The following is a 24380-nucleotide window of genomic DNA, read 5'->3' as shown; positions in this document are numbered from 1 at the left end:
CGTTGCGTCGAATTAAACCACATGCTCCACCGCTTGTGCGGGCCCCCGTCAATTCCTTTGAGTTTCAGCCTTGCGGCCGTACTCCCCAGGCGGGGCACTTAACGCGTTAGCTCCGGCACCGAAGGGGTCGTTCCCCCCGGCACCTAGTGCCCATCGTTTACGGCGTGGACTACCAGGGTATCTAATCCTGTTTGCTCCCCACGCTGTCGCGCCTCAGTGTCAGCCATTGCCCAGCAGATCGCCTTCGCCACCGGTCTTCTTCCGGATCTCTACGCATTCCACCGCTACACCCGGAATTCCATCTGCCTCTGCAATGCTCCAGTCAAGCAGTCGGCACGGCAGATCCGGGGTTGAGCCCCGGACTTTCACCACACCCTTACCTGACCACCTACGCGCCCTTTACGCCCAGTGATTCCGGACAACGCTCGCACCCTCCGTATTACCGCGGCTGCTGGCACGGAGTTAGCCGGTGCTTCCTCACTCGATACCGTCAGGCGAGCTAAAGCTCGCTATTCGTCTCGAGCAACAGTGGTTTACACCCCGAAGGGCGTCATCCCACACGCGGCGTCGCTGCGTCAGCCGTTAGGCCATTGCGCAATATTCCCCACTGCTGCCTCCCGTAGGAGTCTGGGCCGTATCTCAGTCCCAATGTGGCTGGCCATCCTCTCAGACCAGCTACCCGTCGTAGCCTTGGTGAGCCGTTACCTCGCCAACTAGCTGATAGGCCGCGAGTCCCTCGATTTGCCCCGGAGGTTTCCTCTTCTAGAGATGCCCCAAGAAGAGCGTATGCGGTATTACCCGGGCGTTGGCCAGGCTATCCCCCACAAATCGGCAGGTCACTCACGTGTTACGCACCCGTTCGCCGGTTACCCATTGCTGGGTCCCCATGACTTGCATGTGTTAAGCACGCCGCCAGCGTTCGTCCTGAGCCAGGATCAAACTCTCCAATAGTTGAAAAGCTTGGGCTCTTCGAACAGCTGTCGTCCGCTGTCGCGTAGACAGCGTATCCGAATCACTTTGAATGTTTTATTCAGGTCTTCTCTCCCCGGAACCCTGAACGGCTCCGGATCAACGAGTTCGCCTCGCACATCCATCGATTCTCACAACTTCGATTTTCAATAAGCTGTGGCAGCCACTTGGTGACCACCTTCTCCAAAACCGCCCCATTTCTGTGGCAGCCTTGTAACATAACTAGACCGAACCTGCCGGTCAAGTGTTTGAGTAACTTTTTTTCCGGATTTCCGCCCCCAAACAGCGCTCGTGAAAGCAACCAAAAGGGGGATTCTCATTCTAGTCGATTCCGACCCTCAATTCAACCCCTCGATCCCAAGCCGATTTCGACTCGGGGACGGACCAAAACACCCGCTCGGGCGTCGAGTTCCAAGGGTCCAGCGCTGCGAGCGGTCAGCAAGTAGCCGACAGCTACCAGCCAAGTGGAACGGAAGGTCAAAATCGCCGGCAGCTCGCAGCCGGCAGCTTCCCGCTGGTAGCTCGCAGCTTGGCTGTTCTAAGTTGCAGTTCATGATTCTCGTCGGCCCGGCGGGTTGGTCGTACAAGGATTGGTACGGCAAGGTTTACCCGTCGCCGAAGCCGAAAAGCTTCGACGAGCTCGCATACCTCGCCCGCTACTTCGACACCGTCGAGGTCAACTCGAGCTTCTACGCGCCGATGCGCTCCGCGCAAACGTCGGCCTGGATCGAGCGCACCGCCCACAACCCCCGCTTCCTCTTCACCGCCAAGCTCCTCGGCAGATTCACCCACGCGCGCGACAGCGCATGGACCCGGGAGGACGTCGCCTCGGTGCGCGACCCGCTCCAGCCCCTGCTCGCCGCCGGGAAACTCGGCGCGCTACTCGCGCAGTTTCCCTGGTCGTTCCGCCGAACGGGCGAGAATCGCGCATGGCTCGCGCGGCTCACCGACGCATTCGCGGACCTCCCTCTCGTCGTCGAGATCCGCCACGCGTCATGGAACACGCCCGAGTTCTTCGATTCGCTGCGCGAGCGCGGCGTCGGCTTCGTCAACATCGACCAGCCGCCGAACACCGGAATCGAGCCGACAGAGAGAGCCACGGCTCCGGTCGCGTACATCCGGCTCCACGGCCGGAACCTCGACAGCTGGTTCCGCGCCGACGCCGGCGTCAACGAGCGCTACGACTATCTGTATTCCGCCGAGGAGCTGACGCCGTGGCGCGAGCGCGCCCTCCACCTCGAACGTGAATCCAGGCAAGTGTTCGTCATCACGAACAACCACTTCGAGGGAAAAGCGGCGGCCAACGCGGCGATGCTGAAGGCACAGATCCAAGGCGAGCCCGCGCCCGTGCCCCTTACTCTATTCGATGCGTATCCAGATGTATTGCAGGAGCTTACACGACCGCTTTAAACCACTTCCTCAGCCGATACCTGCCCGCGCCCGCCAGGCTCTGGAACCAGCCGGCATCACATTCCGTAGTGCACCCATCCTCACCGGAGAATTCAGTGGCGAACAACAACGGCGCGACCGTGATCAGGCATGGCATCAGCTTCGGCTCGGCGCTGGCGATCGCGATCTCGTGGAGCGTCAACAAGTCGATCTTCTGGGCGATCATCCACGGCATTCTGTCGTGGCTGTACGTGATTTACTACGTCCTCACCCGCTAGCCGGTCGACCTCCCTGCCGCACCGCCCGGAGGCCGAGGCGGAGCCAGTCCGATAGCTCCGGGTCTTCAGCGATGACGTCCGCCGACACCACCACCCAGGTAGTCATCGGCCGCTCGTCGCCCGGCGCGAACGGCCGCACGCCGGCGAGCGCGAGGCACCGCTCGTAGTCCGAACGCGGGAGCTTCACGATCAGCTCCTCGTCGAAGACGATCGCGAAAGTCGAGCGCGACGCGAGAAAGCCGCGTCCGCCGAACACGTTGCGCTGGCGCACGCTGCGCTCGCCGAGCGTCGCGAGTGCGTCCTCGACTCGCGCCGCGAGCCCCGCGTCGTACGCCATCAGTGCGGCCCGCCATTCATTGAAGTTGTAAGTTAGCGGGCGTGGAAGACGCGATCGTCGTCATCGCCAATCCGGCCGCGGGTGGCGGCCGCGGCGCGAAAGTGCTGGACGACGTCGTGCGGGCGACCTCGTCGCGAAGGGACGTCGTCGTCCGAGTGACCAGTTTGCCCGGCGACGAGACCAGGCTCGCGCACCGCGCGGTCGCGCGCGGCGCGAGCGCTCTAATTGCCGTCGGCGGCGACGGGACGTGGAGCAAGGTCGCGGCCGCGCTGCTGGTGAGCGAGCGGCGTCCGCCCCTCGCGCTGATCGCCGCTGGCACCGGCAACGACTTCGCCAAGACCGTCGGCGCGCCGGCGCGCGACATCCGGCGCACGCTCGAGCTGATGGACGCCGGCGAGACGAGGCGCGTGGACGCGGGCACGGTGGAGGGGCGATTCTTTCTCGTGTGCTGCGGCTTCGGCTTCGACACGGCGGTGCTGCAGCGGATGCAGTCCGTGCGCGGTCTGCGAGGCAGCGCGCGGTATCTGTACGCCGCGCTGCGCGAGCTGCCGGCGTATCCCGGATTCGAGGTATCGCTCGCAGGCATCGCCGGGTCGGAGCGGCCGAGTAATGCGCCGCGGCGGCTGTTGCTGCTCGTGATAGCGAACGCGCAACACTACGGCGGCGCGTTCAAGATTGCGCCGCACGCGGACCTGGGCGACGGCCTGCTCGACGCGATCGCGCTGGCGCCGCTGGGAACGCTCGCGCGCGCGGGACTCCTGCTCTCGGCCACGGGCGGCCGGCACGTATGGTCGCGGGCCGTCACGGAATACCAGCAGCCGTGGTTCGACCTCAAGTTCCCCGCGCAGCCGATGTACAATCTGGACGGAGATCTGTATCAGGCGCGGTCGAGGATACTCCGCGTGGAATGTCTCCCAGGGGCGTTGGAGGTATTCGCTTAACTGCGCTGCGTGCAGCGCAGTTAGCCCGTTAAACCCTTTCCCCTATTGACAGTTACCGCCCAAAGACTATCGTCGGGCGGTCGCAATTCGGTTGCGCGGCCTAACCCGATCGCCGTCCTCCATTGGAGATGAGCATGTCAATGAGCGCCCGTCGATTCCTGCAGCTCGCGGCACTAACGGCAGTCACGCTGTGCGGCGGCTCGACGCTGCTCGCGCAGGCCGGTACCGGCGCCATCGCCGGCACGGTCACCGATCAGTCCTCCTCGGCCCCCATCGCGAACGCGCAGGTTCGCGCGGTCAGCGCCGGCGGCGTCGAGACCACTGTCAGCTCCGGTGCGGACGGATCGTATCGCATCGCGGGCCTGGCGCCGGGATCCTATCTGGTGTCGGCGCGCGTCCTCGGGTACCGACAGTCGCCCGCGATCCGGATCGAAGTAGTGGCCGACCAGACGGCGCAGCACACGATCGAGCTGAGCGGCACCATGCCGGCGCTGCAGGAGATCGTCATCACCGCTTCGCGAGCTCCGGAGAAAGTGATCGACGCGCCGGTGAGAGTCACCGTGATCGGCACCGAGGAGATCGAGACCCGCCCGTCGCTCAGCCCGACCGACCACCTTCGCGCGGTCCCGGGAGTCGACATCATCAAGGGCGGACTGGTGCAGGCGAACATCGCGGCGCGCGGCTTCAACGGGGCCTTCAGCGGCTCCCTGCTCATGCTGCAGGACAACCGCTTCGCGACCGTCCCGTCCCTGCGCGTCAATGTTCCGTTCCTGCTGACTTCCACCAACGAGGACATCGAACGGATCGAAGTAGTGCTGGGTCCGGCCGCGGCGCTGTACGGGCCGGGCGCCGCGAACGGCGTGCTGCACGTGATCACCAAGTCGCCGTTCTCCTCGCCGGGGACGAGCCTCACGTTCGATCTCGGCGATCGCTCCACGTTCCGGCGCGCCGTCCGCACCGCGGGCGTTTTGGGCCCGGTGTTCGGCTACAAGCTGTCGTTCGAGAAGATGTCGGGCAAAGAGTGGCGCTATGAAGACTTCGTCAACGAGAACCTGCCCGTGCTGCGACCCGATCCGTCGGGCGCCATGCTATTGACCGCCGTGCAGCGGAACTTCGACGTCAATCGCTCGGCAGGAGAGGCTAGATTCGATTTCCGGCCGACCGCGAGCACCGAGTTCATCGGCTCCTACGGGATGGCCGACATCGGCAGCGCGCTCGAGCTGACCAGCACGAGCGGCGTCGCGCAGGTGCGCAACTGGAAGTACGAGCACTATCAGGCGCGCTTCCGCCACAAGTCGTTCTTCGTGCAGACGTTCCTGAACCGCAGCAACTCCGGTAACGAGGACAGCCTCGACGCGGCCGGCACGTTCCTGCTCCGCACGGGCGCGCCTATCGTCGACAAGTCCACGCTCGTCGCGACCCAGGTGCAGCACAGCCTGTCGACGGGGCGCGGCCTGCGCTTCATCTACGGCGCGGACTTCATCAAGACGAACCCGGTGACCGAGGGCACGATTCACGGCCGCAACGAGGACAACGACGACGTCACCGAGACGGGCGGGTACGTGCACGCGACGCAGAGCCTCGGACCCCGCTTCGAGGTGCTGGGCGCGCTGCGCGTGGACAAGCACAGCAAGCTGACGGACAACACGGTGTCTCCGCGCGCGGCGCTGGTGTTCAAGCCGACGGAGAACCAGAACGTGCGCCTGACGTACAACCGCGCGTTCAACAATCCGGCGACGTTCCAGTTCTCCATCGATCTCGCGCAGGCGAGACTCACGCCTTTGCCGTACACCATTCGCGTGCGCGGGAACGAGCACGGCTACGTGTTCCGGCGCGACTGCGCGGGCGGGATCGGCACGCTGTGCATGAAGTCGCCGTTCACGCCGGCCACCCTGGGAGGCCAGGCGCAATTCATTCCCGCCAATGCCGCGGCCATGTGGCAGGCAGCCCTCGCCGTGGCCTCCGGTGGCCTGCCACCGGCGCTGCTTCCGCTGCTGCGCAGCCTCAATCCGACATCCGCCCAGATCGGCACAAACCTTCGCACGCTCAACGTCGCAACGCGGGCGTTCGACCCGGCCGATCCCTCTTTCGTGCAGGACCTGGATCCGTTGAAGGTCACGAGAAACGAAGTCATCGAGCTCGGCTACAAGGGCGCTGTGTCGAGCCGCTTCAGCATGGGGCTCGACCTTTGGTATCAGAGAAGGTTCGACGTGCGCACTACGGCGCTCGCCACGCCCAACATCTTCCTCGATCAGGCGTCGATGACAGCGTATCTGACCGGCGTCTTTACCGCTGCAGGCCTTGGTCCCGCCGCGGGACCGACCGCGGCTGCGGTCGCAGGCGGTCTCACTCAAATCCCGCTCGGCACGGTCGTGCCGGACGATCCGCTCTCCGACAAGGCGGATCTCCTGTTCATCTATAGAAACGTTCCCGGCACCACCAACGTGCACGGCGCGGACCTGTCGTTCGACCTGGGCCTGAGCGAGCGGTGGTCCATGCTCGGCACGTACTCGTGGGTCAGCGACGTGCTCTTCCCCACCCCCGCCGGCGTCCAGCAGATCACGCTCAACGCCGCCGACAACAAGGCCAGCCTGACCGCGCGCTACAACGATCGCGACCGCGGCTTTAAGGCCGAGCTGCGCGGCCGCTACGTCAACGCGTTCCCGGTGAACGACGGCGTGTGGGTGGGCGAGGTTCCGGTCAACGCGATGGTGGACGCGGGCTTCACGATCGGGATCCCCACGACGGACGGCCGCGGCCTGTTCTCACTGAACGCTACGAACCTGTTCGACAACGAGCGCCGCAGTTACGTGGGCGTGCCCGAGATCGGGCGGATGGTGATGTCGAGGATTCAGTACACGTTCTAACGGCGGCGGGCTTCACAGCGGTTGCCGGGGAATCCAAGTTTGGAGTGTGGCAGTTAGGAGTTCTCAGTTAGGAGTGGCTACTGCTTACTGACTCCTCCCAACTGTCACACCCCAGACTTGGATCCCTTCTCAAAATCCCCGGACCATATGCGCTCCCGTCTCCTCGTATCCCTCACTCTCCTCACCCTTGCATGCGCGCCCGGCGTTCCTACAGGCCGGGTCGCCCCCGCCGCCGCGTACGACGTCGTCATCTCCAACGGCAAGATCGTCGACGGCACCGGCAACCCATGGCACTACGGCGACGTCGGAGTGCGCGGCGACAGGATCGTATACGTCGGGCCGAAAGGGTCGCTCGCGCGCGCGCGGGCCGGCGAGAGGGTGGACGCGGGGGGCATGGTGGTCGCGCCCGGCTTCATAGACATCCAGAGCCACTCCTGGACGCCCCTGCTCACGGGCGACGGCCGCGTGATCAGCAAGATCACCCAGGGCGTAACCAGCGAGATACTCGGCGAGTCCACCACGCCCGCGCCGCTCAACGCGACCGCGGCGGAGAACTACGGCGTGAGCATCACCGACACGTCCGCGCGGTCGCGGCTGTACGCGACGTTCGCCGGCCCGCGCGGCTTCGACGCGTGGCTGTCCGCGCTCGAGCGCCACGGCAACTCGGTGAATGCCGGGTCATATCTCGGCGCGAGCACGGTGCGCGCCTACGCGAAGGGGCAGACGCCGGGACCCGCGACCCCAGCCGAGCTGGACACGATGCGAATGGTCGTGCGCGACGCAATGGAGGACGGCGCGTTCGGCATCTCGACCGCGCTCATCTACCCTCCCGGCAGCTACGCGACGACGGAGGAGCTCGCGGAAATGGCGCGCGCCATGGCGCCGTACGGCGGGACGTACATCACGCACATGCGCAGCGAGGGCAACCGGCTGCTCGAAGCGACCGACGAGGCGCTCTACATCGGACGCTACGGCGACGTCCCCGTCGTGATCTATCACCTGAAGGCGTCCGGTGGCCGCGCCAACTGGCCGAAGGCGCGCCTGGTCGTAGCGAAGATCGACTCCGCGCGCGGCGCCGGGCAGGACGTCACCGCGACCATGTATCCGTACCCGGCGTCGGGCAACAACCTCTCGGCGGGCATTCCCGATTGGGCGTCCGCCGACGGCAAGCTGCTGGAGAACCTGCGCGACTCGACGCTGCGCGCGCGCATGGTGCGCGAGATGATCGTCCAGGAGGAGGACGACGGCGACCCGTTCGACGGTCCGGAGTCGCGCATGGTGATCGGACTCGACGCGCCGGATCTCAAGCGCTTCGAGGGGATGCGTCTCAAGCACATCGCCGACTCGCTCGGGCGGCACTGGGCCGAGACTCTGATCGACATCGTGATCGCGGAGGAGGACAACGTCAGCCAGATCACGTTCGGCATGTCCGAGGCGAACGTGGCGATGCAAATCGCGCAGCCGTGGGTGATGATCGGCACCGATGCCGGCGGATTCGATCCCGAGCGCTCCACTCGCCTGGTTCATCCGCGCGCGTACGGCTCGTATCCACGCCTACTCGGCAAATACGTGCGGGAAGAAGGGGTGCTTCGCCTGGAGGACGCCGTGCGGAAGATGTCGTGGGCGGTCGCACAATCGCTCGGTGTCAGGGAACGCGGGCTGCTCAAGGAAGGGAGCTTCGCCGACGTCATCATATTCGATCCCGCGACGATCGCCGACCGGGCCACGTTCACGCAGCCGCACCAGCTTTCCGTGGGCGTGCGCGACGTCTGGGTGAACGGAGTCCGCGTCCTGCGCGACGGTGCGCACACCGGCGCGACTCCGGGACGCGCGCTGCGCGGGCCGGGCTGGGAACGGCAGTGACTAGTGACTAGTGGCTAGTGACTAGTGACTAGTGACTAGTAGCTACCTGATCTTCCCCGCACTTCCGCTGTTACGACCGACCAGCTACTAGTCACTAGTCACCATTAGAGGAACGCCATCATGAAAGTGCAGCTGCTCGCTCTCGCAACCGTCTTGTCAGCTTGTGGAGGCTCCGGCCCGCTCCCCCGTCCGCCCGCGCCGTTTGCCGGAGACAGCGCCGGCTTCGTGACGATGCTCGGCACCGACACGACGGCGCTGGAGCTGTTTACCATCCGCGGCAACACGCTCGAAGCCGAAGTCGTCAGCCGCACGCCGCGTACTGCCGTGCGGCGCGTCCGCATGAGCTGGGACAGCGACGGGCGCATCACGTCGTACGAGACCAGGCTCCGCGGTCCCGAGGCGCACCGCGATTCGGCGCGCGCGGTTACCACATGGGCGGTAGCCGGCGACTCGATCTCCGTCACGAACGTCGCCGGTACGCGCACGCAAACGTCCAGGATGGCGAACGGGAACGTCTCGACGGTCCTCGAGCTCCCGGCATACTCGACGCTCGCGGTGCTCGCGCGGAACGCGCTCGCTCACGGCGACACGCTGGTCTACGCGCAGTTCGGCGGCGATCCGCTGCCCTTCACGGTCCGCATGGAGTCTCCGGCGACGTATTCCTTCACCGCGCCACAGCTCGGCACCGTGCTCATTCAGCTCGACGCGGTCGGGCGCGTGCACCAGATCGACGCGCGCAGGTCCACGGTCGGCGCGTTGGTCAGGCGCGTCGCGACGGTGAATCTCCCGGCGTGGATCAGCGACTACGCGGCGCGTGACGCGGCCGGCCGCGGGCTTGGCCCGCTCTCGCCGCCGGACTCCGTCCGGGCAACGGTCGGAGGTGCCAACGTAGCCATCAACTACCAGCGCCCGTCCAAGCGCAGCCGCGTGATCTTCGGCGGCGTGGTGCCATGGGACGCCGTGTGGCGCACCGGCGCCAACACCGCCACGTCGTTCAGGACGGACCGCAACCTGATCATCGGCGGCGTGTCCGTTCCCGCGGGCTCGTACACGCTCTGGTCGATCCCCGGCCGTACGGGGTGGCAGCTCGTGATCAACAAGCAGACCGGCCAGTGGGGCACCGTCTACAACCAGGATCAGGACCTCGCGCGCATCCCCATGACGGTCGAGCGCCTCGCGTCGCCGGTGGAGCAGTTCACCATAGACATCGACAACGGCCGCCTGTCACTCGCCTGGGACGACACCCGCGCCTGGGTGCCGATAGCGGTAGCGCCCTAGCGCACGCCCCGCAGTTCCCTCCGGCCGCACTCAGGGCAGCGAGCGCACCCCGCCTGGCTTTGGCTGCGGCGGCCTTCGAGGAGTCAAGTGCCGTTTGCCGGTTGGGTGTCCCCGAAGGTCGCGTCTTAGCGGCGCGCAGCGCCGCGTAGCGACCGCAGGGGGATACCCATCCGGCAAACGCGCACAGGGACCCAAACGCAAACCGACCCGCGCAGCCGGAAAAAGCCACGCGGGTCGTGCGCGAGAAGTGCGCCCAGTAGGAATCGAACCTACAACCTGTCGATTAAGAGTCGAATGCTCTGCCAGTTGAGCTATGGGCGCAAAACGCTGCTGCTTTCATTTCATATGGCGCGCCAGGAGGGACTCGAACCCCCGACCCGCAGCTTAGAAGGCTGCTGCTCTATCCAGCTGAGCTACTGGCGCGAATTATCGGGGTAACCACGAAGGCTAGTTTGTTTTGGCAGTCATGTCAATCATGCGCGACGTTCCGGCGCCGTCGCCGTCGAGCACCTCGCGCACGATCGTCACGAGCTTCTCTATGGCGAACGGCTTCTCGATGAGGATCGCGCCCGGTGGAACCGCCGACTCCGCCGACATGGAGTCGGGCGCGTACCCGCTCAGGAAGACGATCTTGAGATCCGGGAGCTGCTGCCACAGCCGCCGCGCCAGCTCGGGTCCGCCCATCGCCGGCATCATCACGTCGGTCAGCACCAGCGATATCCTGGCGGGGTCCTCCAGCGCGAGCTTGAGCGCTTCCGCGCCATTGGACGCTTCGATCACGTTGTATCCCTGCGACAGGAGCGTCCGCCTGACGACCTTGCGCACCATCTCCTCGTCCTCGACCAGAAGGACCGTCTCATCGCCCGCCTTCGGCCGCACCGCCGGCGTGCCCTCGAGCGACGTGACCGCCGGGGCAACCACTCGCGGGAGGTAGATGCGGAGCGTCGAGCCGACTCCGCGTCTGGTCTCGAGATCGATGGAGCCGCCGGCCTGCTTCACGATCGTGTACACCATCGCGAGCCCGAGCCCGGTTCCCTTGCCGATCTCCTTGGTCGTGTAGAACGGATCGAACGCGCGCGCTCGCGTTTCCGGAGTCATCCCGGTTCCGGTGTCGCGCACGGTCAACACGGCGTACTCGCCCGAAGGAACCGCGGATGCCTGCGGATCGCCGGCCTCTACTTTCCTGCGATCCGTCGAGACTTCGACGACCCCGCCGTCCTGCAGCGCGTCGCGCGCGTTGAAGACGAGGTTCATCAGCACCTGCTCGAGCTGCGCGCGGTCGATCTTCACCAGCGGCGCCTTGGTGGACGTCCTGATCCTGAGCTCCGACGTCTCGCCGATCACGCGCCGCAGCAAGCCCTGCGAATCGATCACGACTTCGTTGAGATTCACCACCCTCGGATCCTCGGCGCGCCGCTGAGTGAAGTTCAGGAGCTGCCGCGTGAGTCCGGCCGCCTGGCTCGCGGCGCGCCGGATCTCCGTGAGGTTCTCGTGAATCTGCAGCTGCGACGGGATCGCGCTCACGATCAGATCCACGTTGCTCGTGATGACCGTCAGCAGGTTGTTGAAGTCGTGCGCCACGCCCCCGGCGAGCTGGCCCATGGCTTCCATCTTCTGCGCCTGCACCAGCTCCGCCTCCAGCGCGTGCTGTTGCGTGATGTCGCGCGAAGCCGAGACGATTCCGCCGATGGCGGGATCGTGGAGCAGGTTCCGGGCGCGGGCCTCCAGCAGGCGCCAGCCGCCGTTCTTGTGCCGGCAGCGCAGCGTCACATGGAGAGTGGCGCCGGGCTCCGCGGCGATCCGTTCGAACGCGCGCACCGCTTCCGGCAGGTCCTCCTCGTGCACGAAGTCGAACACCGGCCTCCCAACCAGCTCGGAGGATTCGAATCCGAGCACGTTGCCGTAGCTCTCGCTGGCGTAGCCGAACCGCCCTTCCGCGTCGATGATCGCGATGGCATCGGAGGCATTCTCGATCAGCGAGCGGAACCGGCGCTCGTTGTCGCGCAGCGTGCGCTCCGCGATCTTGCGATCCGTAACATCGAACATCGAGCCCATCATCCGCACCGGATTCCCAGCGCCGTCGCGGCTGATGAATCCGCGGTCGAAGACGTGCGCGTACGTGCCGTCGCCCCGCCGATACCGGTACTCCGCCGCCCAGAACTGCCCGCGGCCGGCAATCGCCTTGTGGATGCCCGTCACGACCTCGTCGCGCTCGTCCGGATGTATGTGGGCCATCCACCATTCGATGCTGTCCACGGGCTCGTCCGCGCCGTAGAGGAGCAGCGTCCGCACGGAAGGGCTGAACTGGAGAGCGTTGGTTATGAGGTTCCAATCCCACACCACGTCACTCGCCCCCGTGTCATCCGGATCGGGGAGCGCCGGCGTCGATACGTCAGCTGCCATGCGGAGAATCTACGGTTTTCCTTCAGGGAGCGCCTGGCGAACGGTCACTCGAAGGCGGCGAGGCGCGCCCCTGCGTCGCTCCACTCCTCGAGCGAACGGTCCAGCTCCACCTTCAGCTCCTCCAGCTGCACGCCGAGGCGCCCGGCATCGGCCGGTCCGTTCGCGCGCGTGTACAGCTCCGGGTTCCCCAGCTCCGCGGTCACCAACGCGATCCTCGCTTCGAGCACGCTCACGCGCGCTTCGGCTTCCTCGAGCCGGCGGCGGAGCACGCGCTCGTCCGATCGCTGGCCGCCGCTGGTCCCGGGCTTCACGGCGCGCTTGTCCGCGCGCGCGACGCGCTGGCGCTCGTGCAGCCGGTTGAGCGCCTGCTCCTCCGAGGCCTGGACCCGCGCCGCGTGCTCCCGCTCCGCGCTCACCTCCTCCCACTCCGAGAAGCCGCCCGGGAACTCCGTGATCCGCGCGTCGTGCAGCACCCAGACCTTGCTCGTAAGGGCGCGCAACAGCTCGCGGTCGTGGCTCACGAGCAGCACCGTCCCGTCGTAGCGCTCGATGGCGTCCTCCAGCGCCTCGATTGATTCGACGTCGAGATGATTGGTCGGCTCGTCCAGGATCAGCAGGTTCGCGCCGGACAGCATGAGCATCGCCAGCGCTACGCGCGCCTGCTCCCCGCCCGAAAGCGAGCCAATGCGCCGCTGCACCTCGTCGCCGGAGAATCCGAAGCGGCCCAGATGTCCCTGCACGAGCCGGCGCTCCCACGTCGGGCGCAGCTCGGCGATGCAGTGATAGATGGAGCTGTCCGCGGACAGCTGGGACAGATCCTGCCGATAGTGCGCCGCCGCGACCGTCCCGCCGGTCCGCAGATCCCCGCCGGCGAGCGGGTGATCGCCCAGCAGTGTCCTGATGAAAGTGGATTTGCCGCTCCCGTTCGGCCCGATGAAGCCGAGCACGTCGCCGCGCATCACCACGCCGGTGAAGTCCCGCACGAGAGTGCGAGTCTCCACCGCGACGTCAACGTGGGCGGCCGACACGACCCGGTCTCCCCCGCGCTCCTTCACCTCGAACCGCAGCGCCATCGTCGCCTCGTCCCCCACCGGGGGACTGAGTCGTGGCATGCGCGCGAGCAGTTTTCGCCGGCCCTTTGCCTGGCGGGTGTTCTGTCCGGCGAGGTTGCGGGCGATGTAATCCGTCTCCCTGGCGATCTTGCTTTGTTGCTGCGCGAACTGCCGCTGCTGCGCGAGGCGCCGCTCTTCGCGCTGCGCCACGAACCGCTCGTACCCGCCGGTGTAAGCCGTGGCCGACCCGCCCTCGAAATGCAGCACGTGGTCTACCGTGGCTGCGAGAAAGGCGCGGTCGTGGCTCACAAGCATGACCGTCCGGTCCGCGTCCTTGAGGTACTGCTCGAGCCAGCGCGTCGTGTCCAGATCGAGGTGATTGGTCGGCTCGTCGAGCAGAAGTATGTCGGCGGTGCTCACCAGCTGGCGCGCGAGGCTGAGCCGTCCGCGCTCTCCGCCGCTCAAGGTCGCGACCGGGGTGACGCGCGCGCGCGCCGGATCGAAGCCGATTCCATGCAGCACCGCGTCGATCCGGGAGGTGACCTCGTAGCCGCCCTCGCGCTCGAACCGCTCGAGGTCGCGGCCGTAGCGCGTCATCGCGGCATCGGACGAATCGTGGGCGAGCGCTTCGGCCTGCTCCACCAGCGACTGTTCCAGCGCGAGCAGCTCGGCCAGCTCTCCGGCGGCGGCCTCCCACACCATCTCGGCGCCGTCGAACGCGCGGTGCTGCTCCAGCAGCGAGACTCGCAGCCCCGGCTGGCGCACGACGCTTCCGCGCGACGGCTCCAACTCGCCGGTGAGCAGACGGAACAGTGTGGTCTTTCCCGTCCCGTTGCGCCCGACGATCCCCCACCGCTCGCCCGCGGCGACGGTGAACGATATGTCGGAGAATATCGTGGACGCGCCGAAGCTCACGCCCACGCCGTTGAAGGAGATCTGAGTCAATCGCCTGCCTCAGCGCTGCAAGGCGACGTGGCGTACAACCCGAATCGGCATGGTGTGAAAGTAAATCCGAGGCAAATTCAGCAGTGGCAGCAGGCGGCGGCAGGGCGAATTGTTTCGATTAGGACGGGTCGTTGACCATCGGGGCAACGATTAGTCGTTGTCCCTTGTCTAGGCGCAGAAGTTGCGAGTGTGCGTAGAAGAGGAATACCCCCGTCGGCCGCAGAACCATCGCCGCCGACATGGCTTTCGAACCACTTGTCCCTTTTGGTTGCGCTCCTGCTAGGTGAGGCATTGGAGCGCGATAACCGGATACGGTGGAAGCACCCAGGGACTACATGACCGCCACGATCAAGAGCTCCAGGCGCATCGCCCTCGGCACCTCGGCCGCTCGCCGGCCAGGCACCGCGCTCGTCTCCACGGTTACGTGAACGTGATTCTGGAGAAGGGAGAGATGAACCAGAAGCTGTTCGCGGGCGAGATCAGAAGGGCGATGGCCGGCCGCTCAAGGGCAGCCTGACATGGCCAACATCCTGAGTAGTCGAGGACCACGCGCTGGCAATGAAGGGCGACGAGGAGCGGATCCGAGCCGCGGGTTGCAACGGGTACATATCGAAGCCGATCAGATATCAGTCATTCCTGGCGACGATCGCGAGTGAGCTAACGCCGGCATGATCATCAGGCGTGCTGGCTTACCCGACCATCAGGAAGTAATCCTCATAGTCGATGACGTGCCGCGCAACGTCGAGCTGCTGAAGGCCATGCTCGCGCAGGACGGGTTTCTCTTTTTGACGGCGCGAAGCGGCGCCGAGGCGCTGGCGGTCATCGCAGAACAGCGCCCCGACCTCGTCCTGCTAGACATCTTGATGCCGGACATGGACGGTCACGAAGTCGCGCGAATCATCAAGGCGGACGCCGCTACCAGCAACATCCCGCTCATCATGATCACGGCGCTCGACGATAGAAAGTCGCGGCTAGCCAGCCTCGACGCGGGCGCTGAGGATTTTCTGACGAAGCCCGTGGACCGTGCCGAGCTCAGGGCGCGCGTGCGGAACCTGCTGCGCATTAAGGCGCTTTCGGACTACTCCGACAAGCACAGTCAGGAGCTGGAAAGCGAGGTGCGCTCCCGCACCAGGGAGTTGGTCGGGTCGGAGACCGCGCTGCTGAAAGAGCGCGATGCCGCGCAGCGATATCTCGATAACGCGCAGGTAATTCTCCTCGCATTGGATCTCGAGGGGCGCATCACCCTCGTGAACCAGTACGCCTACGAAATGCTCGGCTGGAGCGCGGAGGAGTTGATCGGACGCAGCTGGGTTGACTGCTGTTTGCCGGAGCACACACGAGAAGAGATGCGCGCGAAGTTTCAGACTATCGTGTCGGGCGACCTCCCGGTAACTGCGGCCATGCTCGGCAAGCTAGGCACAATCGAGAATCCCGTGATCGACCGGACGGGACGGGAGCGCCTGATCGAATGGCGCTCGACCCTGCTGCGTGATGACATGGGGACCGTGATCGGAACGTTCAGCTCGGGAACCGACATCACTGCCAGGATCGACGCGATAGCCAAGCTGGCCACGGCGGAAGAACGGATGCGCTTCGCGCTGGTAAACGCGAACGTCGGCATCTGGGACGTCGACGCCTCGGACGGTAGCGTCCGCTGGTCGGAAACGCTCGAAGCACAGTATGGCCTGGCCCCCGGCACGTTCCCCGGAACCCTCGCTGCTTTCATCGAGCGTGTGCACCCGGAAGACAGGGACGCCGTACTGGAAACGATCACCGCGTCCGCCCAGTCCGGGGGCAACTTCGACTTTCAGCATCGCGCGCTCCACCCGGATGGAAGCTTCCTGTGGCTGCACAGCACTGGTCAGTCTCAACTGGACGAAACCGGGGCACCTCTTCGCGCCGTCGGCATCTCGCAGGACATCACGGCGCACCACACGATGGAGCGGCGGTATCTGCAGTCCCAAAAGATGGAAGCCGTCGGTCAACTGGCCTCGGGAGTGGCTCACGATTTCAACAATCTGCTGACGGTAATCACGGGGTTTGCCGAGTTCGTCGCGGCCTCGCTTCCGGACAAGTCCCAGTCAGGTGACGACGTCGCGGAGATCATCAAGGCCGCCGACCGTGCGGCCGCCCTTACGCAGCAGTTGCTTGCTTTCAGCCGGCAGCAGGTCCTGCACATGGCACCGGTGGACATGAACGATCTGATCACGGGGATGAGCGGCATGATCAGGAGACTGATCGGAGAGGACATCACCGTCGACCTCGTACTCGACCACAGCGTGCGCCTGGCGCTTGCGGACCGTGGGCAGGTCGAGCAAGTGCTCATGAATCTCGTAGTCAACGCGCGGGACGCGATGCCCGGCGGCGGCTCCATCGTGATCGAGACCGCCGACGCGGAGCTCGAGAATTCGCCGTTCCACGAGGAGCCGGTCGAGGCCGGGAGTTACGTGATGCTGGCGGTCACGGACACCGGCACCGGCATGTCCAGGGAGACGCAGAAACGGCTGTTCGAGCCATTCTTCACCACGAAGAAGGCCGGCGAAGGCACGGGGCTCGGACTTTCGACGTCGTATGGAATCGTAAAGCAGAGCAACGGACACATCTGGGTATACAGCGAGCTCGGAGTTGGCACCACGCTCAAGGTTTACCTCCCCCGCTCGCCCGATGCGCCGCCCCTCGCGCTGCCACAGGCGCCATCGGCTTCGGCGGTGGCAATCACGGAGACCGTTCTGCTCGTCGAGGATGAATCGTCAGTCCGGGTTCTCGCCACGCGCATCCTGCGTGAGGCCGGCTATCGCGTGCTGATCGCGGCCAACGGCGCCGACGCTCAATCGCAGTTCGACCGCAATGAATCACTCATCGATCTCGTCCTGACCGACGTCGTCATGCCGGGCGTCGGCGGACCGGAGCTGCTGGCGCGCCTTCACGCCTGTAACCCGACGCTGCCCGTGCTGTACATGTCCGGCTACACGGAGCAGTCGATCGCCACACGCGTGGGGCTCGATCGGGGTATCCCCTTTCTGCCGAAACCGTTTACGGCGGCGGAGCTCCTTCGAAGCGTGCGCTCGGCGCTCGATAACACGCGTTCGCCGACGTAAGGGGATGACCAGCAGTGACGACCGCGTCTGCCGGTAGAAGCCGGCACGTTCGTGCAGCAGTGAACATGACCATGGCCACGAGATTCAACTGCGTCCTCGCCGTGATGAGCGAGCCGAGGAAGGTCCGCGACATAGCAAGTTCGGGGTGACCTTCCCGCCACACGGACCAACAAACGGACGGGAGTCGTGTTGGTGTCGCGAAATTTTTGCGCGACCGTCGCGGTGCGGTGGCGGGATTTACGGTGAGCACCGACGGCGTGCGGGGCCTGCGGTTCGACAGGGTGAAGCGGTGAATGCGGCGTGCGATGTATGCGTGGAATAAACTGCAGTGTGATCGCGTTGCTCTTGGTAGTGGGATGTTTTCCTCCGACTACCATCGACAATCAATTGGAGTCGCGACCACACGCCGTTGGATGCGCGCCTGGCGCGTGTGGCGATTCGGAGCGCGCCATTACCATCACATACCTGGGAGTGTCGGGACTGCTGATCGAGCACCAGGGTCACGTCTTGTTGACGGCGCCTTTTTTCAGCACCCCTTCCCTCTCGATGGTGAGCCCTCGACTGAGTCGACTGTTTCGCAGTTGGCCACGTATCTCGGCCGACACGGGGGCAATTGAAAAGTTGCTTCCTCACTCTGCAGATCGAGCTACGGCAATCCTCGTCGGCCACGGCCATTACGACCATCTAATGGATGTACCGTACATCGCGACGATGCGCGCCACTTCATCCAAGGTCTACGGCGGGCCTTCCGTTCGCCACATGCTGATGGGTGACTCGGCTTTACGAGCCAATGGTGGTCAGCGGGTCGTGGCTATTTCTGAAGCAGCTGCGGGATCAAGGGAGTGGCCCGGCGTCTGGTACTATTCCAGCGACAGTGCCTATCGCTTCATGGCGCTGACTGCCGGTCACGCACCAACTTTCCGGGCATGGAAACAGAGCTACACCTTTGCGGCCGGCACACTCCAAGTCGATCTCGACAGCCTGCCTCATACTGCCGCGGGATGGAAACTCGGCGAGCCATACGCATTCCTGATTGACGTCCTGTCCGATCCTGCTGGAGAGCCGGTCTTTAGAATCTATTTTCAGGACGCTCCGAGCGAGCCGCCGTTTGGATTTCCGCCGAGCGACGTTCTGGCCGAACGCGCAGTCGATGTGGCGGTGTTATGCGCGGCGACATCATCGAATGTTTCGGCTACGCCCGACAGCCTTCTTGTCGTACTTAGACCGGCATATGTGATCGTCACGCATTGGGAAGATTTTTTTCGATCACAGACTCGTCCGATTCAACTCAATCGCGCTACGGCCCTCGGTGCGTTTCGGCAAAGCCTGAGAAGGGCGCTCCCAGGATCATCTGGCTGGGTAATGCCGCTTCCTCAGACCACGTTTCGATTTCGGGAAACGGGGCGGGAGTAAAGAAATCCGGCGATCGCGCGTCGGGAGCGTCGAACGCGGCCAAACTCCTTGGGCGGCGATTTGGGAACCGTCAGAATTCTCGCCAGTATGTCGAGGCTAGGATTGCCCTCGCCGTTTTCGATTAGGGAAATCGTCGCCTATGTCGTCCCCGCGAGCTCAGCCAGTTCCCCGTCGCCTACCAACCCCGATCGTCCGCTAGGCCGAGAGGTGTTCGACCGTGCCCTGTTGGTCGCAGAGCGCCACGCAGGGCTGCCCAAGCTCGACGGCAGTACCTGGCATGTCGTACCGGAGGAAGTGGGCCAGCGAGCGGAAGCACCTGCCGCTTCCTGATGTGGCTGCTGCTGGTGGTTGGAAAGGCACGCAGACGCTGCTCACGTGCTATCAGGCAGCGGACGCGAACACGATGCTGACTGTGATGAGCGAAACACGGAAGGTCACGGACCGCGCTACGGGTACATGATTTCCGGACAAAGGGACACACAAAGTGACCCACGTATCACGGACGAAAAAACGGCCCGACACCATAACTGCATGTCGAGCCGCTAGTTGAATTCATCGGGGCGCCCGGATTTGAACCGGGGACCTCCTGCTCCCAAAGCAGGCGCGATACCGGGCTACGCTACGCCCCGAGACAACACTCAAACTTAAGCTGACGCTTGCGGATTGAGGACCCTTGCGGCCTCAATCCGAAGTCGCCCGGTCCGGCGGCCCCGCGCTTGCACTCTCCGGAGACACGAGTCCAACCACGAGGATGCAATGTCCAACCGATCGGCAGTGAGGGTTGCCGCGATCGCCGCGGCCGCAGTCGCGGTCACCGCCTGCGGCGGCATCAAGGTCCGCAATACAGTACCTCAGCACAGCTTCGCGCCGACGTGCGCCGAAGCAGTGGCGGTATACGGGAGTTTCAAGGAAGTCCCCAACAACTATTACGAGGTCGCGCTCATCACGGCCGAAGGCAATTCAGTCTGGACGGACGACGACGAAATGGTTTTGCGAATGCGCCAGCGGGCGGCGAGCGTAGGGGCCAACGGGATGGTCGTGGACGCGCTGGGAACGTCGGCCACCACGGTGCAGATGATCGGCGCGGCGCTCGGCACGGGCGACGCGGACCGCAAGGGCCGCGCTGTCGCCATCCACATGCCGGCCCACGTGGACCGCGCCCGCGCGACTTGCCAGCGCACCCGCTCTTAGCCTGATTCGCGGCACCGGACCCGGCGAGCACGCAGCACGCAGCGTTTTTATCTCATCCGCACCACGCCGCACGCGATCCGCGCGCCGCTGTTGCCCGAGGGATCCGTGACCTGGTCGTCGCCCAGCGCGTGAATTACCAGCGCTGATCCGTCCGCGTCGTTCAGCGTCGCCGGCCCGTCGGTCAGGGTAACGCGGTCGGTCGTGAAGCTCACGCTGGCCCGGCCATCGGAGCCCGCCGTGATGTTCGGCGCGTCGCCCGCGTGCGGTCCGTCCGGCGCATTCAACCCGTGCTTCCTGTTGCCCGGATTGTAGTGCGCGCCCGCCGACGCGAACGCCAGCGACGCCGCGCCGTCACAGCGACCCACGGCGTGAAAGTGGATACCGTGCGCTCCAGGCTGGAGCCCGCGCACCTGACCGTCCACGTGCACGACTCCCAGAGGATCCTGCCAAATGATAGCGCTGCCCATCGAGCCGCCGGTCGGCGTCACGAAATCGACCGCGGCGGCCGCGACTCTGTCGGCTGCGGTCTGAGCCGTGGCGCACGCTCCGGCAGCGACGACGACTGCGACGAGGGCGATGTGTCTGCGAGCTCCGAGCATCATTCCTCCACGGTTGGTGACTTCGGCTGACAACTCACGCAAATAGCTTGGTGAGAGCGGACCACTCGATGTTCCCCCCGCTCAACACGGCAACGGTCGGGCCGCGCGGCCGCACCGCGCCGGTCATCAGCGCCGCCACGGTAATGGCGCCGCTCGGCTCGACCACCAGCTTCCCGCGATCGAGCAGGTGGCGCATGGCGCGCACGATGTCGGCGTCCGCCACGGTGACGACCTCGTCGACGTACGCCTGATGGTGCTGAAAGGGAATGTCGCCGATCTCGGCGACCAGCAGTCCGTCGGCGAGCCCCTGCTGATGCTCGAGCCGCACCGGCTTCCCAGCCGCGCGGGCTTTGGACAGCTTGGGCGTCCGCTCGGGCTCGATGCCGATGACCCGCGTAGACGGCGAGAGCGCCTTGATCGCAACCGCGATCCCCGCGAGCAGTCCGCCTCCACCCACCTGCACGAGCACGGAATCCACGTCCGGCAGGTCTTCGTGAATCTCGGTACCGACCGTACCCTGGCCGGCGATGACGGCGTTGTCGTTGTACGGATGCACTATCGTCAGCCCGTCGCGGGCCGCGATGCTGTGGGCCAGCTCGGTGCGCTCATGCGAAGTCGTGCCGTGCAGGATCACCCTGGCGCCGAGCCGCTCCGCGCCGCCGCGTTTGGCCTCGGTCGCCGTCTCCGGCATGACCACCGTGGCCTGCACGCCGAACACCTTGGCGGCCATCGCGACGCCCTGCGCGTGATTGCCCGACGACGGCGCGATCACGCCCCGCGCCCGCGCCGCCGGATCGAGCCGGCTCAGGAACGTGTACGCGCCGCGAAACTTGAACGTCCCGCTGCGCTGCAGGACCTCGGGCTTCAGCCAGATGGGGTGTCCCGTCTGATCCGAGACGACTTCGTCACGCAGCAGCGGCGTGCGCACCGCCACGCCTCGGAGCGCCGCGGCGGCCGCGCGCACGTCGTCGAGATCCACGAGCACGCCATGCTCGCCGCCCGCCGCGCGGGTCATCGAGTGCGGCGACCGCCGGGCTGGCGTGCCTCGCGCATCAGCCCGTCGCCGTAACTGTTGTACGGCGGAATCGACACTGGCAGCTTGCCGGTGATCGGCGCCCGCCCGAGCAGCGCCCGCGCCGCCGCCGTCTGGCTGACGGGCGCCCCGCCCCAGGCGAGCATGTACGCGTGGACGCCGGGGAAATAGCTCAACAGATACGGACTGCCGAACGACACCGCGATCACCGGCCGCTTGCGCGCCGCGAGGTCGCGCACGAACCGGGAGAACCCCGGCTCGGCGCCGACCGAGCCACCGTACGCGCGGGGCGACACGTACGCCGAGATCACGACCGCGTCGACACTGTCGATTCGCGCGAGCAGCACGGCGTACTCAGCCTTGCCCGTCTGCGACCCCACCCGAGCGGAGGTCACCGCGTGGCCGCCCGAGCGAAGCTCGGGATCGAAGACCCGGCCGGCGATCGGGTCGTCGGCCTCCGCGTACGTCAGCGAGAGCAGCCGCGCGCCGCGCGCGAGCGGGACCGCGCCAGTGCTGTCGCGCGCAAGCACGACCGATTTCTCCGCGATGGCCGCGGCCGTCGCCACATGCGCGGGCACGTTGACGATCGTCGGAATCGAATCCAGCTCGACGATCCGGCCGCGATGCAGCCCGGCCCGCACCTTCATCTCGAGGATCTTCCGGACCGAGAGGTCGATGCGCGCGGGCGCGATTCGCCCCGCCGCTACCGCGGACGCAACCGTCGCGATCGCGTCAGTCACGTTCCGGGGCATGAGCAGCACGTCCGCGCCGGCCTCGAGCGCGAGCAGCAGCGGCTCCGTCGCGCCGTACCGCCTGGCGACGGCGCCCATCGTCATCGCGTCCGTAACCAGCAGCCCGCGGAAGCCGAGGTCGGTCCGAAGGATGTCGGTCATGAACACGCGCGACAGCGTCGCCGGCGGCGCCGTGTCGCCTTCGATCGCCGGCACCGCGATATGCGCCGTCATCACCGCGTCGATCCCCGCATCGGCCGCGGCGCGGAACGGCACCAGGTCGACCGTGTCCAGCCGCGCGCGATTCGCGTCGATCGTGGGCAGCGAAATGTGCGAGTCGACGTGCGTGTCGCCGTGTCCCGGGAAATGCTTGGCGGTGGTCATCAGCCCGGCGGAGCGCGCCCCGCGCACGTACGCCGTCGCCAGCGCCGACACGAGCTCCGGGTTCTCCCCGAACGAGCGCGTGTTGATGACCGGGTTGAGCGGATTGGAGTTCACGTCGAGCACGGGGCCGAACGCGAGGTGCACGCCGACCGCGCGCGCCTCGAGCCCGAGCACCTTGCCCAGCTCGAAGGCCAGGTCGGGCGAGCGCGTAGCGCCCAGCGCCATGACCGGTGGGAAAACGGTGCCTCCACCCTGCGGCAGCATCGAGGGGAACGCGTAGCTATTGCCGAGCCGCATCCCCGGCCCGTTCTCCATGTCCGACGCGATCAGGAGAGGAACATCGGCGCGCCGCTGCAGCGCGTTGAGCTTCAGCGCGTAGGACAGCGGGCTTCCGATCGAGAGCACGAGACCCCCGACCTGATCCTCTTCCACCCACTTGCGAACCTGCTCGAAGTCGGGCGATCCCTCGGCCACGTAGCCCCCGCCCACCCACGGCATGATGAGCTGCGCGATGCGCTCGCGCGAACTCAGCGACGCGAGAGTACGCTCGACCCATTCCTGCTCCGCCGCCGTGAGCGGAGAGCCGGCTCCGGGCTTCGCCGGGCCGAGCGGGTACGTCGCGGTGGCCTCCGCGGCGGGAAGCGCGTCTCCCGTGACGACGGCACCGGGCGCCGATGTGCTCCCCTGCTGTACCGCCGAGCATGCGGCCGCGATGAAGGGCAGGAGCAGGATTCCGGGCACGTTCACGAAGCGGCGCATCAGCGATCCATCCTTATGTGGAAGACGATCGGGCGGTGATCCGACGCGTCCGTAGCGAGCACTTCCGTCCATACACACGTCGCGGCAGGTCCGAGGAGAAGGTAGTCGATCCGCTTGACGGGCGTGTCGTAGGGGAACGTCTTCCCCTCTCCCTCGCCGCACCCGTCCCAGGCGTCGTTCCAGCCGGCATCGATGAACATTTCCAGCACGCGCGAGTCGGGATTGGAGTTGAGGTCGCCGCCGATGAAGACCGTCTCTCCGCTGCTGCGCAGCTGATCCGCGAGCCGCAGCACCGTAGCTGCCTCCTGCCTTCGGAACCCGTCGTTCGCCGAGGGATCGAGATGCGTATTGAGAATGTGCAGCGGTCCGTGCGGCGTGGCGATCAGCACGTGCAGCACCCCGCGCGGCTCGTACGATCCGCCGGCGCGCTCCTGGCGGGGCGTGACGCGCAGTCGGAACAGCGTGTCATGCGTCACCGGCCAGCGAGTCAGCACGGCGATGCCGTATTGTCCGCCGTCGTAGTCCAGCGTCTTGCCGAAAACCGGCCGCATCCCGGTCAGCTCGGAGAGGACCGAGGGTTGATCGACTCTGCCGGAGCGGCGGGTGTTGATGTCGACCTCCTGCAGCAGCGCCACGTCCGCCCCGGTCGCTCGCACGAGCTCCGCGACGCGCGGGAGGTTGCCCGCGCCCTTCGCGTCCTTCCCCGCGTGAATGTTGTACACGAGGACGTTGACTATCTGCTCCGGCGCCGGCCGCACCGACGAGCAGGAGAGCAGCGGGATGGCGCAGAGCAGTGCGAGCAGCTTTCTGGACATGTTGCGAAAGGTGACTAGTGACTAGTGACTAGTGA

At 65.9% G+C, this 24380-nt stretch carries 16 protein-coding genes, 3 tRNA genes and 1 rRNA gene; 9 read left to right on the top strand and 11 right to left on the bottom strand.

What is annotated here, in order from left to right; genetic code table 11:
• Positions 1-951 (bottom strand): 16S ribosomal RNA (locus WEA80_04100); the annotation flags it as partial.
• 570 nt (positions 952-1521) lie between these two features.
• Here WEA80_04100 and WEA80_04095 point away from each other — a divergent pair.
• Both WEA80_04095 and WEA80_04090 read left to right on the top strand, forming a co-directional pair.
• Positions 1522-2379 carry a DUF72 domain-containing protein gene (locus WEA80_04095; GenBank protein MEX1185747.1) on the top strand — a complete coding sequence of 286 codons (858 nt, stop codon included), beginning with the start codon at positions 1522-1524 and terminating at the stop codon, positions 2377-2379.
• Between the two features lie 95 nt (positions 2380-2474).
• Complete coding sequence (locus WEA80_04090; protein ID MEX1185746.1) at positions 2475-2636, top strand: hypothetical protein; 162 nt, start codon at positions 2475-2477, stop codon at positions 2634-2636.
• Here WEA80_04090 and WEA80_04085 read toward each other — a convergent pair.
• The gene (locus WEA80_04085) at positions 2626-2973 is read right to left on the bottom strand and encodes a TfoX/Sxy family protein (GenBank protein MEX1185745.1); all 348 of its coding nucleotides are present in this window, start codon (positions 2971-2973) and stop codon (positions 2626-2628) included. The genes WEA80_04090 and WEA80_04085 overlap by 11 nt on opposite strands.
• A 41-nt stretch (positions 2974-3014) precedes the next feature.
• Between WEA80_04085 and WEA80_04080 the strand changes: the two genes are divergently transcribed.
• The 4 genes from WEA80_04080 to WEA80_04065 all read left to right on the top strand — a co-directional run bounded on the left by WEA80_04080 (position 3015) and on the right by WEA80_04065 (position 9922).
• A complete protein-coding gene (locus WEA80_04080; protein ID MEX1185744.1) occupies positions 3015-3914 on the top strand; it encodes a diacylglycerol kinase family protein in 900 nt (299 codons plus the stop codon).
• A gap of 140 nt (positions 3915-4054) precedes the next feature.
• Positions 4055-6781, top strand: a complete 2727-nt coding sequence (locus WEA80_04075; protein ID MEX1185743.1) for a TonB-dependent receptor — start codon at positions 4055-4057, stop codon at positions 6779-6781.
• A 147-nt stretch (positions 6782-6928) separates the two neighbouring features.
• Entirely contained in the window at positions 6929-8644 is a 1716-nt protein-coding gene (locus tag WEA80_04070; GenBank protein ID MEX1185742.1) for a D-aminoacylase, read from the top strand.
• Positions 8645-8764: 120 nt separating this feature from the next.
• Positions 8765-9922, top strand: coding sequence for a DUF2911 domain-containing protein (locus WEA80_04065; GenBank protein MEX1185741.1), 1158 nt, complete (start codon positions 8765-8767; stop codon positions 9920-9922).
• 248 nt (positions 9923-10170) lie between these two features.
• Here WEA80_04065 and WEA80_04060 read toward each other — a convergent pair.
• The 4 genes from WEA80_04060 to WEA80_04045 form a co-directional block, all read right to left on the bottom strand.
• Positions 10171-10243, bottom strand: a tRNA-Lys gene (locus WEA80_04060).
• A gap of 25 nt (positions 10244-10268) precedes the next feature.
• Positions 10269-10345 (bottom strand) — tRNA-Arg (locus tag WEA80_04055).
• Between the two features lie 24 nt (positions 10346-10369).
• On the bottom strand, positions 10370-12325 hold the full coding sequence (locus tag WEA80_04050) for a PAS domain-containing protein (protein MEX1185740.1): 1956 nt from the start codon (positions 12323-12325) through the stop codon (positions 10370-10372).
• Positions 12326-12369: 44 nt separating this feature from the next.
• On the bottom strand, positions 12370-14322 hold the full coding sequence (locus tag WEA80_04045) for an ABC-F family ATP-binding cassette domain-containing protein (protein MEX1185739.1): 1953 nt from the start codon (positions 14320-14322) through the stop codon (positions 12370-12372).
• 668 nt (positions 14323-14990) lie between these two features.
• Between WEA80_04045 and WEA80_04040 the strand changes: the two genes are divergently transcribed.
• Both WEA80_04040 and WEA80_04035 read left to right on the top strand, forming a co-directional pair.
• Positions 14991-17420 (top strand): response regulator, encoded by a 2430-nt coding sequence (locus WEA80_04040; protein MEX1185738.1) that lies wholly within the window; start codon positions 14991-14993, stop codon positions 17418-17420.
• A 471-nt stretch (positions 17421-17891) separates the two neighbouring features.
• The gene (locus WEA80_04035; GenBank protein MEX1185737.1) at positions 17892-18833 is read left to right on the top strand and encodes a hypothetical protein; all 942 of its coding nucleotides are present in this window, start codon (positions 17892-17894) and stop codon (positions 18831-18833) included.
• Between the two features lie 555 nt (positions 18834-19388).
• Here WEA80_04035 and WEA80_04030 read toward each other — a convergent pair.
• Positions 19389-19462 (bottom strand) — tRNA-Pro (locus WEA80_04030).
• A 127-nt stretch (positions 19463-19589) separates the two neighbouring features.
• On the opposite strand from WEA80_04030, the gene WEA80_04025 reads away from it, so the two are divergent.
• Positions 19590-20024 carry a hypothetical protein gene (locus WEA80_04025; protein MEX1185736.1) on the top strand — a complete coding sequence of 145 codons (435 nt, stop codon included), beginning with the start codon at positions 19590-19592 and terminating at the stop codon, positions 20022-20024.
• A 47-nt stretch (positions 20025-20071) separates the two neighbouring features.
• On the opposite strand, the gene WEA80_04020 is transcribed toward WEA80_04025, so the two are convergent.
• Genes WEA80_04020 through WEA80_04005 form a run of 4 tightly spaced genes read right to left on the bottom strand, consistent with a single transcriptional unit; the run spans position 20072 to position 24345 of the window.
• Positions 20072-20623, bottom strand: a complete 552-nt coding sequence (locus WEA80_04020; GenBank protein MEX1185735.1) for a superoxide dismutase family protein — start codon at positions 20621-20623, stop codon at positions 20072-20074.
• 34 nt (positions 20624-20657) lie between these two features.
• Positions 20658-21638, bottom strand: coding sequence for a threonine/serine dehydratase (locus WEA80_04015; protein MEX1185734.1), 981 nt, complete (start codon positions 21636-21638; stop codon positions 20658-20660).
• Positions 21635-23530: a glycoside hydrolase family 3 N-terminal domain-containing protein gene (locus WEA80_04010; GenBank protein MEX1185733.1), complete on the bottom strand. Its 1896-nt coding sequence runs from the start codon at positions 23528-23530 to the stop codon at positions 21635-21637. The genes WEA80_04015 and WEA80_04010 overlap by 4 nt, the downstream gene beginning before the upstream one ends.
• Entirely contained in the window at positions 23530-24345 is an 816-nt protein-coding gene (locus WEA80_04005) for an endonuclease/exonuclease/phosphatase family protein (protein ID MEX1185732.1), read from the bottom strand. Before WEA80_04005 ends, WEA80_04010 begins: the two co-directional genes overlap by 1 nt.
• Positions 24346-24380 lie beyond the last annotated feature (35 nt).

This window comes from Gemmatimonadaceae bacterium (assembly GCA_040882285.1).
Taxonomy (GTDB): domain Bacteria; phylum Gemmatimonadota; class Gemmatimonadetes; order Gemmatimonadales; family Gemmatimonadaceae; genus JACDCY01.
This window is presented reverse-complemented; position numbering and strand designations above follow the sequence as displayed.